We start from the raw sequence: 13,253 nt of genomic DNA, 5'->3' as shown, positions 1-13,253 counted from the left end.
CGTCAGGTGAGCTCGCGCAGCCACTGCAGCGTCGCGGCGGCCTGCGCCGCCTGGAACGGCCGCAGGTTCGGGATGCCCGGCGGGGCGGGCTGCCCCGAGGCCCAGGCGAAGTAGCCCGCCAGACCGGTCAGGCCCGCGCGCAGGTCCGCACGGGAGACGCCGTCGGAGACGGGCCGCTCGGCGAAGATCCGCGCCGGGTCGCCGCCGCCCTGCAGCGCCACGCTCGGCAGCATGAACGCCAGGTCGAGCCACGGCGCGCCGACGGACGCGTGCGGCCAGTCGATGAGCCACACGCGGTCGTGCCCGTCCTCGACCATGACGTTGTCCGCGCGCAGGTCGCCGTGCACGAGGCTGTCGCCCGCGCACACCCGCAGGGCGTCCTGCTCGAAGCGCACCAGGTCGTCCAGGTGCTCGAGCGCCCACCGTCCGGGCTCCCCGACGCCCGCGACGACCTCGGCGCGGTGCTGCGGTGCGAGCCGGTGCAGCGAACGCCACCCGGTGAAGTCGGTCGCGAGCCGGTCGTCCGTGCGCGGCAGGTCGTGCCGGGGCAGGGGCTCGGCCTCGGCCAGCGCGTCGACGGCCGCGAGCACGAGCTGCAGGTCGTCCGACCGCCACGGCAGCTCCGGCTGGCGCCCCTGCACGGCGTCGAAGCCCAGCACCACCCACTCGCCGTCGTCGTCCCACCAGCGCAGCCGGGGGCGGGCACCTCGGGCGGCAGGGCGCGGGCCGCGCGGATCTCGGCACGCGCGAGGTCCGGCGACTCCGGGTTCTGGTCCGGGGAGACGGCCTTGACGAAGACCGCCCGGCCGTCGGTGAGCTCCAGCACGGCCACGAAGCCGGGGGAGAAGCCGCTGGTCGGCGTGCTCTCGGCGGTGACGCGCGCGCCGGCCAGCGTCTGGATCCGCTCGCGCACGCCGCGCGGCAGGTCGCGCCAGTCGAGCCGCTGTCCGCCGAAGGCGAGCGGCAGCGCGATGACGTCGTCGGCACTCACGCGCCACATCCTGCCAGGAACGTCCGGCCCGGCACGGGTGAACAGGTGATCGCGACGCCGCGTGCGCAGGTCCTCCCCAGGTCGTCCCCACGTGCCCCGCGCGGGTCCGTGCGACGGGCGTTCGTAGACTGGGGCGGTGAGCGCACCCCGCCGTCGCGCGGTCTACCTGGACCACGCGTCCACCACACCGATGCTCCCCGCGGCCGTCGAGGCGCTCACGGCCGCGCTCGCGCACGTCGGGAACCCGTCCTCGCTGCACACCGCGGGGCGCGCCGCGCGGCGCACCGTCGAGGAGGCGCGCGAGCGGCTCGCGGCGTCCCTGGGCGCCCGGCCGAGCGAGGTCGTGTGGACGGCGGGCGGGACCGAGGCCGACAACCTCGCCGTCAAGGGCCTGTTCTGGGCCCGCCGCACGGCCGACGCCCGCCGGCGGCGGCTGCTCGTCTCCGCGGTCGAGCACCACGCCGTGCTGGACCCCGCGTTCTGGATGGCCGAGCACGCGGGGCCGAGCTCGTCCTGCTGCCCGTCGACGGCGACGGCGTGCTGGAGGTCGAGGCGCTGCGCGAGGAGCTCGAGCGGCACCCCGACGCCGCGGCGCTGGTCTCGGTCATGTGGGCGAACAACGAGGTGGGCGCGCTGCAGCCGGTCGAGGAGGTCGTCGCCCTCGCGCACCGGCACGGCGTGCCCGTGCACGTCGACGCGGTGCAGGCGGTGGGGCAGGTGCCCGTCGACCTCGCGGCGTGCGGCGCGGACGCGCTCACGGTCAGCGGCCACAAGCTCGGCGGGCCGGGGTCGACCGGCGCCCTGCTGGTGCGGCGCGGGCTCGACCTCACGCCCGTCCTGCACGGCGGCGGCCAGGAGCGGGGCGTGCGGTCCGGGACGCTCGACGCGCCGCTGCTCGCGTCGTTCGCCGTCGCCGCGCAGGCCGCCGTCGCGGAGCAGGAGGCGTCCGCCCGCCGCGTCGGCGCGCTGCGCGACGACCTCGTGCGGCGCGTGCTCGCCGCCGTGCCCGGCGCCGTGCTGCGCGGCCCGGCGGACCCCGCGCGGCGGCTGCCGGGCAACGCGCACCTGACGTTCGCGGGCTGCGAGGGCGACTCCCTGCTGTACCTCCTCGACGCCGCCGGCGTGGAGGCGTCCACGGGCTCCGCCTGCCAGGCCGGGGTGCCGCGTCCGTCGCACGTGCTGCTCGCGATGGGCGTCGGCGAGGACGACGCGCGCGGCGCGCTGCGCTTCAGCCTCGGGCGCACGTCCACGCAGGCCGACGTCGACGCCGTGCTGGACGTGCTGCCGGGCGCCGTCGAGCGCGCGCGGGCCGCCGGCCTCAGCTCGGTGGCGGTGGGCGCCTGATGCGCGTCCTGGCCGCCCTGTCGGGGGGCGTCGACTCCGCCGTCGCCGCGGCGCGCGCCGTCGACGCCGGGCACGACGTCGTCGGCGTGCACATGGCCCTGTCCCGCACGCCCGCCCAGGAGCGCACCGGGTCGCGCGGGTGCTGCTCCATCGAGGACGCCGGCGACGCGCGCCGCGCGGCTGACGTGCTCGGCATCCCGTACTACGTGTGGGACATGTCGGAGCGGTTCGAGCGGACCGTCGTCGCCGACTTCCTCGCCGAGTACGCCGCGGGCCGCACGCCCAACCCCTGCGTGCGGTGCAACGAGCACGTGAAGTTCGCGGCCCTGCTCGACAAGGCGCTCGCCCTCGGGTTCGACGCGGTGTGCACGGGCCACTACGCCCGTGTGGTCGAGCACCCGGACGGACGGCGCGAGCTGCACCGGGCGCGCGACGCCGGCAAGGACCAGTCGTACGTGCTGGCCGTCATGGGCCCGGACCGCCTCGCGCGGTCGCTGTTCCCGCTCGGCGACGCGGTGTCCAAGGCGGCGGTACGGGCGGAGGCGGCCGCGCGCGGCCTGTCCGTCGCGGCGAAGCCGGACTCCTACGACATCTGCTTCGTCGCCGACGGCGACACGCAGGGCTTCCTGCGCGAGCGCCTGGGGTCGCAGCCCGGGGACGTCGTCGACGAGTCCGGTGCCGTCGTGGGGCGGCACGACGGCGCGTACGCGTACACCGTCGGGCAGCGGCGGGGCCTCGCGCTCGGGCGGCCCGCCGCCGACGGGCGCCCGCGGTACGTGCTGTCCGTCGAGCCCGTGCGGCGCCGGGTCGTCGTGGGGCCCGCCGACCGGCTGCTCGTCGCCCACGTGCAGGCCGACGACGCCGTCTGGTACGGCCCGGTGCCCGGCCCCGGGACCGACTGCGAGGCGCAGGTGCGTGCGCACGGGGCCCCCGTCGCCGCGCGCGTCCTGGCCGCCGACGCCGGCGGCGTCACGGTCGACGTGGGCGACGGCGGGCTGCGCGGCGTGGCACCGGGCCAGTCGCTGGTCCTCTACGACGGGAGCCGCGTGCTCGGTCAGGCGACGGTGCGGACGACGGTCCCGCCCACGGGGACGGCCGGTGCTGCGGGGCGGCCGGTGCAGGCGAGACGGCCGGTGCGGCCGGGACGAGCGGAGGACGTGCGTGACGGCCGTGACGGGTGCGGGCAGCTGGCCGGGGACCGACGCCCTGGAGGCGGCCACGACCGTCGTGGGCGACCTCGCGGACACCCCTCGGAGGTCACCGGCCTGCCGTTCGCGCCCCTGCTGGCCGCGCGCGGTCCCTGGGGCGACCGCACCGGTGCCGCGCTCGCCCTGCTCGAGGAGGTGCCCGCGGAGCTCGGGCCGCACGGGTGGAAGCTGGCCGACCGGCCCGGCGGCGACCTGACCCGCGCCCGGTCGCTCGCCCGCGAGGACCTCGACGCGCTCGCGGTGGCCGCGCACGGGTACGCCGGCCCGCTCGTGCTGCCCGTGCTCGGACCGCACTCGCTCGCCGCCGAGGTGTGGCTCGCACGCGGCGACCGCGTGCTGTCCGACCGTGGCGCGCTGCGCGACGTCGTCGCGTCCCTGGCGGTCGGCCTGGCCGGACGCGTCGCGGACGTGCGCCGGGTGGTGCCGGGGGCCGCGGTGCGCGTGCTGCTGCACGAGCCGCTGCTCGCGGCGGTCGTGGCGGGTGCGGTGCCGACCTTCTCCGGCCGCGACCGCCTGCGACGCGTGCCCGGACCGGTGGTCGCCGAGGGCCTGTCGACGCTCGCCGACGCGGTCCGCGCGGCCGGGGCGGAGGCGGTCGTCGTGCACGGCGGCACGGCGTGGGCGGCGGTGCCCGCGGTCCGCGCGTCCTCCGCCGACGGCGCCGCGCTCGCGGTCGCCGGCCTGGGGGAGCGCGGCTGGGAGGAGGTCGCCCGCCTCGTCGAGGACGGCCGGACGTTCTGGCCGGAGCCGCCGCCGCAGGCCACCTCGCAGTGCGCCGGTCCCGACGTCGTCGGGCAGGCGGACGCCGTGACCCGCCCGTGGCGCACGGTCGGCCTGCCCGTGGCGGGGCTGCGCGACGTCGTGCTGGTCGCCGCGTCGCCCGATGCGGCGGCGACACCGGACGAGGCGCGGGCGGCGCTGGCGGGGCTCGTGCGGGCCGCGGCCGTGGTCGCCGAGCGGGCGGAGGCGTGAGCGCGACGGACGCGCGCCGGCGGACCGCGCGCGCGCTCGCGCTCCTGGTCGCGTCCGGCCTCGCCCTCGTGGGCGTCCTCACGCTCGGCGTCGTCTACGCCGGCCTCGGCGTGCGGGCGCTCGGCTCCTCGGTGGAGGGCGCCCAGCCGTGCGTCGCCGCCGTCGAGGAGGACGGTGCGGCACGCGTCCGGTGGAGCGTGCTGCCGCCGCGGGCGGTCTGCGCGTGGGAGGTGGACGGTCGCCGCGAGGAGGTGGTCGTGGCGTCCGCGCCGGCGCCGCTCGTGCTCGTCGCGGCCACGCTCGCGGTCGCCGGCACGGCAGGGGCCGCCGTCGTCCTGGTGCGGGGGCGCGCTCGCCCGAACGGATGACGGCACCAGGCCCGCGACCGGTCCCGCCGCAGGTCACGCCCGCCCCGGCGGGCGTACGCGCGTGGTGGCGGACCCGGCCCGAGCGTGCGAGCAGGTAGGCTCTCGCGTCGGTCCGGCCGGACGCTCGTCCACGGCGGCCGGCGCGCGCGAGTCGGTCGATCCCGGGGGAGCCAAGCTGTGGCACGTCGTGTGGCGGGGACCCCTCCGGTGCTGCCCGGCTACACCTACGTGCGCCCGCTGGGCGTCGGCGGGTTCGCCGACGTCTTCTGCTACGAGCAGGACATGCCGCGCCGCGTCGTCGCGGTGAAGGTGCTCGCCGAGGGGCTGCACGACCCCGTCGCGCAGCGTGCCTTCGAGGCCGAGGCGGACGTGCTCGCGCGGCTGAGCGTGCACCCCTCCGTCGTCACCGTGCACCAGGCGAGCGTCTCCGCCGACGGCCGCCCGTACATCGTCATGGAGTACTGCCTCGACACCTACGGGGCCCGCGCCCGCCGCGCCCCGCTGCCGGTGCCCGAGGTGCTCGACGTGGGGGTGCGGCTCGCGTCCGCGCTGGAGACCGCGCACCGCTCCGGCGTCCTGCACCGCGACATCAAGCCGTCGAACGTCCTGCGCACGTCCCTCGGGACGCCCGCGCTCGCGGACTTCGGCATCGCGGCCGCCGTGTCCGGCTCGACCGGGGTGCCGGCGATCGCCATGTCGGTGCCGTGGAGCGCGCCCGAGGTGCTCGAGGAGCGCGTTGCCGGCTCGGTCGCCGCCGAGGTGTGGAGCCTGGGGGCGACGCTCTGGACCCTGCTGACGGGGCGAGCGCCGTTCGAGGTGGGCGACCGCGCGCGCGACGGGCGCGAGGAGATGGCCGGGCGCATCGTGCGGGCGAAGCTGCGGCCGATGGGGCGCGAGGACGTGCCCGAGCGTGTGGAGCAGGTCCTGGCGCGGGCCATGTCGAAGGACCCGGCGCACCGGCACCCGTCGATGCTCGCGCTCGCGGAGGAGCTGCGCTGGGCGCAGTACGACCTGGGCCAGCCGCCGACGGCGCTGGAGGTCCCGTCGGCCGAGTGGGCCGCGGGTGCCAGCCCCGTCGAGGTCGCCGACCGCGGTGCGCGGGGGCCGGTGGTGTCGCGCGTGCGCGAGCGCAGCCGTGCGGAGGCCCGCGCCGAGCGCGCGGCGGCCGAGGCCGCGGTCGACCGGGACGGGCTCGTGGTGCACGGGCCGGCCCGGCGCGCGGCGTGGCAGGCGGGCGTGGTCGGGGCCGTCGTCGGCGCCGTCGCGGTGGCCGCCGTCGTCGTGGTCCTCGCGCTGACCGGGGTGCTCGGGTGAGCGCCGCCGCCCGGGGAACCGGCCCGCACCCGCGCCGGCCGCCCCCGCCGTCCGCCGCCTGCCCGCGCGCCTGCGTGCGGCCGCGGTCGTGGTGGTCGCCGCGCTCGGCGTCACGGCGGCCGTGCTCGCCCAGGGGTACGACGCGCAGCGCACGCCCGCGGTCGAGACCGCCGTGTGGGTCGCGCGCGACGCGGGGCAGTACGCACGCTTCGACACCGAGCTCGGCGAGATCGACACCGTGCGGTCCGTCGACGACCCGACGACGGTCGTCCAGCACGGCGCGCGTGCCGCCGTCGTCGCCCAGGGCATGCAGCAGCTGTGGACCGTCGACCCGGCGCTGCCGGCCGACCTGCGCCAGGACGGCGGGGACGGCGAGGAGGGCGCCGAGGCGCTCGCGACGCCGGGCGGCACGCAGCAGGTCGCCGCGTCGGGCGACTGGATGGTGTTCCTCGACGACACGGGCACCGCCTCGGTGCGGCGCCTCGACGCCGACCCGACGACGCCCGCCACGCCGCTCGACCCGGAGGGGCTCGACGCGGCCTCGGCCACGCCGCAGGCGCAGGACGAGGAGCCGGCGGAGCCGTGGGCGGCCGACGCGGTGAGCGTGGACGACGCCGGCCGCGTGGCCCTGTACGGGGCGTCGGACCGCACCGTGCGGGTGCTGGACGCGGCGACGGGCGCGCTGCTCGAGGGGCCGGTCGAGGTCGCGGACGGCCCCGAGGAGGTCGTCGACGTGCGGCTCACGCTCGTCGGGGGCGACTGGGTGCTGCTGGACGCGTCCGACGGGCGGCTGTGGACCGCGGCGCGCGAGGCGGCCGTGCAGACGGACGCCGGCGCCGGGGCGGTGCTGCAGGAGGCGACGAGCACGGGCTCGACCGTCCTCGTGGCCGACCGCGACGGGCTGCTCGAGGTGCCGCTCGACGAGGGCGACGCGCGGCGCACGCAGGAGGCCGAGGGCACGCCCGCGTCGCCCGTGCGCCTCGCGGACGGCACGCGCGTGGCCGCCTGGCTGACGGCGACCGCGGGCACACTGTGGACGTCGGGGGCGGAGCCCGTCGCGCTCGAGGTGGACGCCGAGGCCCTCGAGACGCTGCCCGACCTGCACCCGGTCGTGCGCAGCAACGGAGGCCGCGCCGTGCTGGAGGAGACCGGCTCGGGTGCCCTGTGGACCGTGCCGGACGGACGCGCGGTCCCGCTGTCGCAGTGGACGGCGACGCAGGAGGACGACCGCACGACGGGCACGAGCGCCGTCGAGGAGGTCACCCAGCAGATGCCGCCCGTCGCCACCCCGGACGCGTTCGGCGTGCGACCGGGGCAGGACGTGCGGCTGCCGGTCCTGCTCAACGACCACGACCCGAACACGGGCGACGTCCTCACGGTCGACGCCGAGTCGCTCAGCCCGATGTCCGACCCGGCCTTCGCGTCGCTGCGCCTCGCGCACGACGACCAGGTCGTCGTCGCGTCCGTCACCGCGCTCGAGGGCTCCGCGACGTTCACGTACGCCGTCACCGACGGCACCGACCGCTCCGAGCCGGTCACCGTGACCCTGACGGTCGTGCCCGACGACGCCCAGGGGCCGCCGGCCTGGTGCGAGGTCGAGGGCTGCACGCAGACGTGGCCCACGGCCGTCCTCGCGCCCGGCGGCACCGCGCGCATCGGCGTGCTCGACGCGTGGGTCGACCCCGAGGGCGACCCGTTCGTGCTGCAGTCGGTCGAGGTGGCCGACCCGACCGCGCCCCTGCAGGTGGCCGCCGGCCCCGACGGGTCCCTGACGATCCGGCACACGGACCCGAACGCCGCGGCCGCCTCGACCGCGCTCACGGTGGTCGTCGCGGACTCGCGGGGTGGCACGACCGAGCGCACGCTCGACGTCGCCGTGCAGTCGGCGCCCGACCTGGCCGTCGACGGGACGGTGCTCGTGGTGAGCGAGGGCCGCACCAAGACCATCGACCTCGCGCCGCAGGTGACGTCGGGCTCGGGGCGCTACCGCCTGCGCGACGTCGTGCCGGTGGGCGTCGACGGCGGCGCGGGCGTGACCGTCGCCGCCACCGGCGCCGGCATGCGCGTCCAGGTCACGGCGAACACCGCCGGCGAGCACCCCGTCACCTTCACCGTGCACGACGACCTCACGGGCGTGGAGCGCAGCGCGCTGCTGCGCGTGCGGGTGCCCGCGGACGACCGCGCGGTCGTGCTGCCGCCGACCACCGCGTACGTGTGGGCGCACGAGGACACGACCGTCGACGTCGTCTCCGCGGTGCAGGGCGCCGCGCGGCACGTCCTCATGGTGTCGTTCGCGACGTCCGACTCGCCCGCGCTCGGCGTCGACGTCATCGACGCGACCGCCCTGCGCCTGCGGGCGACGAGCGCCGACGCGCAGCCCGGTCTGCTGGGCACGGTCACCGTCACCGTCACCGACGGTGCCGACGTGCGGACGCAGGGCAAGGTCGCCGTCTTCCTCGTGGGGCCCGTCACCGGGCAGGGCGTCGTCGCCCAGCCCGACGTGGCGACGGTCCGCGTGGGCGGCACCGTCGACATCCCCGTGACGGACAACGACGTGGCCCCGATGGGCGGCCGCACGACGCTGCTGCCGGACCTGGTCACCTCCGGCACGCCCGGTGAGCTCGCGTTCGTGTCCGGCGGCACCGTGCGGTACGTGGCCCCGGAGACGCCCGGCACGTACACGGTCGGGTACGACGTCGCCTGGAGCCAGGACACCTCGCGGACGTCCTCGGCGACGGTCACCGTGACGGTCGTCGACGCCACCGCGAACCGCCCGCCCGTCGCGCCCGTCCTCGAGGGCCGCGTCGTCGCCGGCGGCACCGTGCGCATCCAGTTCGACCCGGCCGGGACGGACCCCGACGGGGACGCGGTCACGCTCGTGGGCGTCGGCCGGCCCGAGCCCGGGCAGGGCGCGGCGACGGTCGCGGAGACGGGCGACGGCCTGCGCTTCGTCGCGCCGTCGACCCTGACGCCCGGTCAGCAGGTGACGTTCACCTACCTGCTGCGCGACAGCCGCGGCGCGACGTCGACGGGCACCGTGCGGGTCGGCGTGCTGCCCGCGGGCGCGCGCAGCGGTGCCCCCGTGGCCTACGTCGACTACGTGCGCGTCACCGCGAGCCAGGACGAGCCCGTGACCCTCGAACCGCTCGCGAACGACCGCGAGCCGGACGGCGGTCCGCTGACGCTGACCGCGCTGCGCTCGGACGCCCTGCCCGGTACCCCGGAGGCCGCGCGCCTCGACGCCCTCGTCGACGAGGCGGGCACGTCCCTCGAGGACGGCGTCGTGGTGCTGCGCGCGGGCGACGTGCTCGGCGTGCACGCGTACGTCTACACGGTGACCGCCTCCGACGGCGTGAGCACGGCCGAGGGCCTGGTCGTCGTCGAGGTGGTCGCCGACGCCACCGGCGAGCAGCCGTTCGTGGCGGACACCGTGGTGACGCTGCGCGACCGCGACCAGCTCTCCGGGGCCGGCGTCGACGTCGTCGAGGGCAAGGTCCGCTGGGCCAACGGCCGCCCGGGGGACCTGCGGCTGTCCGTGTGGGGCGACGCCGCGGCGACCTGGACCGCAAACGGGACCCGGATCAGCGGGCCGCTGCCGCGCGGCGGCGCCGTGGTGCCGTTCGTGCTCGAGGGCACCGACGCGCGCGGCACGCAGGTGCGCGCGTACGGGCTGCTGCGCGTGCCGGCGTTCGACGACATGCGGCTGACCACGTTCGACGACCTCGACCCGCTCGCCGTCGACGAGGACGCGACCGCCGAGACGCGGCTGTCGTCGGTCGTGCAGGCGGGGCGGGGCGACCGCCTCGAGGTGCGCACGGACCCGGCGCCCGTCGCCCAGCGCTCGGCCGCCCGGTGCACCGTCACCGCCGACGGCACGCTGCGCTACGCGGCCGGGTCCGGTGCGCCGTGGCAGGACACCTGCACGGTCGCGGTGCGCGTGGTCGGGCAGGAGACCTGGACGGACGTGCTCGTGCCCGTCGAGATCCGGCCCGCCGCGCCGCAGGCCGTGCTCGCACCCGTGAGCCGCACCGTCGCGCCCGGTGCGACCGAGACCATCGACCTCGGCTCCATGCTGTCGTGGGAGGGCGGCCGCGTCGGTGACGAGGGCTCCATCGTCTTCACCACGTCGCTGTCCGGCGCCGGCGGCACGCTCGAGCTGCAGCAGGACGGCCGGACGCTGGCGGTGACCGCACGGGCGAACGCCGTGCCGGGCACGCGCGCGACCGTCACGGTCCGCGTCGCGCAGTACGGCGGGCTGCAGTCGACGGTCGACCTGCTCGTCGGCGCGGCGCCGACGGACGCCCCGCGCGGTGCGACGATCGCCGCCACCTGCAACGTGGCGGACGGCTCGGGCTGCACCATCCCGGTGGTCGGCGTGGCGGGCGAGTACGACCCGTTCGCGGGGCGGCCCGGCGCGGGCCTGGAGCTGGCGCAGGTCGGCTCGGCGGGCACCGTGGCGTGCGCGGTGGCGACCGTCAGCGCGGGTGACCGCGGCACCGTCCGGGTCTCGTGGCCCGCCGGCAGCCGCCCGGCCGGCGGCACCTGCGCCGTCCCGTTCACGGTCCGTGACGCGCAGGGGCGCCTCGGCGCCGGCCGCGTCGACCTCGACGTGCTGGGCTACCCCGCGCAGCCGGGCTCGCTGACGCTCGCGTCGTACACCGCGTCCTCCGTGGTCCTCGACCTCGCCCTCGGCGAGGCCGGCCGGGCGCACCCGGCCGTCAGCGGCGTGACCGTCTACCAGGACGGGCAGCCGGTGGCGGCGTCGTGCTCCCCGGCGGGGGCGAGCACGTACCGCTGCACCGTGGGCGGGCTGCGCAACGGCGAGCCGCACGGGTACACCGCACGCGTGCGCAACGCCGTCGGCGAGTCGCCCGACAGCACGCCCGTGCAGGCGTGGGCCTACGCGGCGCCCGCCGTGGCCGGCGTGCGCGCCGAGGCCGTCTACGACCCCGCACGCACGAGCCCGACACAGGGCGTGGCGCGCGTGACCATCGCCGCGGCGGACGACGCCCGCGCCTTCCGCGTCAGCGGGCTGGACGCGGAGGTGCCGCGCTCGGGTCGCGGCGAGACGACCGTCGACGTCGTGCTGCCGGTCGGCGCGCAGACGGTCACGGTGGTCCCGCTCAGCCGCTTCGTGCCCCCGAACGGCGGCACGGACGCGTCCGGGAACCCCAGCCAGGCGAGCGTGACCGTCGCGGGCACCCCCCTCGTGACGGGAGGCACGGCCGCCTCCGGCGACCGGTCCATCACGGTCAGCGGCGCGTCGGTCGACCCCAACGGCAGCGCACTGGGCACGAGCCTGCTGTACGGCGCGTTCCCCCGCGGGGTGGAGCCGACCTGCACGATGGGCGGTGACCGTCGTGCGCACCTGTCGGGGCGCGGCGGGGCGGTGACCGAGGCGCCGACCATCGGCGGCCTGGAGAACGACGAGCGCTACGGGGTGTACGTCTGCGGCTCCAACGGGTTCGGCACCGACCTGAAGTTCGTCGGGGAGGTCATGGTCTTCACGCCGTTCCCGTCGCCGTCGGTCGAGTCGGGCTGGGGCGTGCGCAACCAGCCGGCACCGCCGCAGGACGGGCGGTACGTGTGGGCCGACGTCAAGCAGCCCTCCGTCCGTCACGAGCCGTTCCTGAACCTGCAGTTCCAGGTGAACGGCGGCGGGTGGCGCAGCGGCTTCGAGCTCCCGGCCGGCGTCGTCGACCCGCGGGTCGAGGCGCGCCAGTGCAGCTACCGGAACCCGGACAACTGCTCGCCGGCCGTCGTCGTCCCGCGCGACCCGGCACTGGCGCCGAGCACGGTCACGGTCCAGTTCCCCGTGCGCACCTGCACCGTCGACCCCACGGGACGTGACGTGGTCGTCTCCGGCGGTGCCCAGGACGCGGCGCGCGTCGCCGTCGAGCAGGTGGAGGAGGGCGGGCGGCTCGTCACGCGCTGGACCCTCACCTGGACCGGCGCGTTCGCCGGCCTCAGCCCGGTCACGCACGACAACCGCGGGGAACGGTGCCCCGTCCCGCAGCCCGAGCCCACCCCGACCCCCACCACCCCCACCGCGCCCTGAGCGCCCCAGCACGAGAGCGGGACAGCCCCCGATGCCCCTGACGCCCGAGCAGACGACCTGGTTCGCGAACTCCTTCCGCGCGCTGGTCGACAACGTCGAGCACGCCGTCCTCGGCAAGCGCCACGTGGTCGAGCTGGTGCTCGCCACGGCCGTGGCCGGCGGCCACGTGCTGCTCGAGGACTTCCCGGGCACGGGCAAGACGGCCCTCGCGCGCGCCGTCTCGCAGACGATCCGGGGCACCTCGACGCGCATCCAGTTCACCCCCGACCTGCTGCCCGGCGACGTCACCGGCATCACGGTGTTCGACCAGAAGTCCGGCGAGTTCGAGTTCCACGCCGGGCCGGTGTTCGCGAACGTCGTCCTGGCGGACGAGATCAACCGGGCGAGCCCCAAGACGCAGGCCGCGCTGCTCGAGGTGATGGAGGAGGGCAACGTCACGGTCGACGGCGTCACCCGGTCGGTCGGGCGCCCGTTCCTCGTCGTCGCGACGCAGAACCCGGTCGAGTCCGCCGGCACGTACCGGCTGCCGGAGGCGCAGCTGGACCGCTTCATGATCAAGACGTCGCTGGGGTACCCCGACGACGCGTCGACGATGCGCATCCTGCAGGGCTCGGCCCACCCGCGGCGCGACGTGCCGGGCATCGCCGACGCCTCGACGCTCGTGCAGATGGGGGAGCTCGCGTCGCAGGTGTACGTCAACCCGATCGTGCACGACTACGTGCTGCGCCTGGTCAACGCGACCCGGCACGCGGCGGAGGTGCGCCTGGGCGTCAGCGTGCGCGGGGCGATCGCGCTGTCCCGGATGGTCGTCGCGTGGGCCGCGGCCCAGGGGCGCGACTTCGTCACGCCCGACGACGTGCGCACGCTCGCCGAGCCCGTGCTGGCGCACCGCCTGCTGCTGGAGCCCGAGGCCGAGTTCGACGGCGTGACCCCGAGCGCCGTCATGGGCCAGATCCTGCTCGACGTCGCGGCACCCGCGGAGAACGGCGCCGCGTGAC

6 protein-coding genes and 2 pseudogenes are annotated in these 13,253 nt (G+C 77.4%); 7 read left to right on the top strand and 1 reads right to left on the bottom strand.

Annotated features, from left to right (window positions below; translation table 11 throughout):
• Nucleotides 1-2 precede the first annotated feature (2 nt).
• Nucleotides 3-659 carry a phosphotransferase gene (locus GC089_RS13045; RefSeq protein WP_230684797.1) on the bottom strand — a complete coding sequence of 219 codons (657 nt, stop codon included), beginning with the start codon at nt 657-659 and terminating at the stop codon, nt 3-5.
• 129 nt (nt 660-788) lie between these two features.
• Between GC089_RS13045 and GC089_RS19190 the strand changes: the two genes are divergently transcribed.
• The 7 genes and pseudogenes from GC089_RS19190 (at nt 789) to GC089_RS13015 (ending at nt 13,252) form a co-directional block, all read left to right on the top strand.
• A complete protein-coding gene (locus GC089_RS19190; RefSeq protein WP_230684796.1) occupies nt 789-1,040 on the top strand; it encodes a hypothetical protein in 252 nt (83 codons plus the stop codon).
• Nucleotides 1,041-1,181: 141 nt separating this feature from the next.
• Nucleotides 1,182-2,335: pseudogene (locus tag GC089_RS13040) on the top strand (cysteine desulfurase family protein).
• Nucleotides 2,335-3,402 (top strand): annotated as a pseudogene (mnmA, locus tag GC089_RS13035) (tRNA 2-thiouridine(34) synthase MnmA); the annotation flags it as partial. The pseudogenes GC089_RS13040 and mnmA, both read left to right, overlap by 1 nt.
• Nucleotides 3,403-4,511: 1,109 nt before the next feature.
• On the top strand, nt 4,512-4,883 hold the full coding sequence (locus GC089_RS13030) for a hypothetical protein (protein WP_155378025.1): 372 nt from the start codon (nt 4,512-4,514) through the stop codon (nt 4,881-4,883).
• A gap of 189 nt (nt 4,884-5,072) precedes the next feature.
• The gene (locus GC089_RS13025; protein WP_155378024.1) at nt 5,073-6,197 is read left to right on the top strand and encodes a serine/threonine-protein kinase; all 1,125 of its coding nucleotides are present in this window, start codon (nt 5,073-5,075) and stop codon (nt 6,195-6,197) included.
• Nucleotides 6,198-6,285: 88 nt separating this feature from the next.
• Nucleotides 6,286-12,255: an Ig-like domain-containing protein gene (locus GC089_RS13020; protein ID WP_155378023.1), complete on the top strand. Its 5,970-nt coding sequence runs from the start codon at nt 6,286-6,288 to the stop codon at nt 12,253-12,255.
• A gap of 31 nt (nt 12,256-12,286) precedes the next feature.
• Nucleotides 12,287-13,252, top strand: coding sequence for a MoxR family ATPase (locus tag GC089_RS13015; RefSeq protein WP_155378022.1), 966 nt, complete (start codon nt 12,287-12,289; stop codon nt 13,250-13,252).
• Nucleotide 13,253 lies beyond the last annotated feature (1 nt).

The sequence above is a fragment of the Cellulomonas sp. JZ18 genome, from assembly GCF_009720485.1.
In the GTDB taxonomy this organism is placed as follows: Bacteria; Actinomycetota; Actinomycetes; order Actinomycetales; family Cellulomonadaceae; genus Cellulomonas.
This window is presented reverse-complemented; position numbering and strand designations above follow the sequence as displayed.

What these genes read in the sequence shown, in the direction of transcription:
- GC089_RS13015 (WP_155378022.1), top strand. Translation starts at nt 12,287, where the DNA reads ATGCCCCTGACGCCCGAGCAGACGACCTGGTTCGCGAACTCCTTCCGC.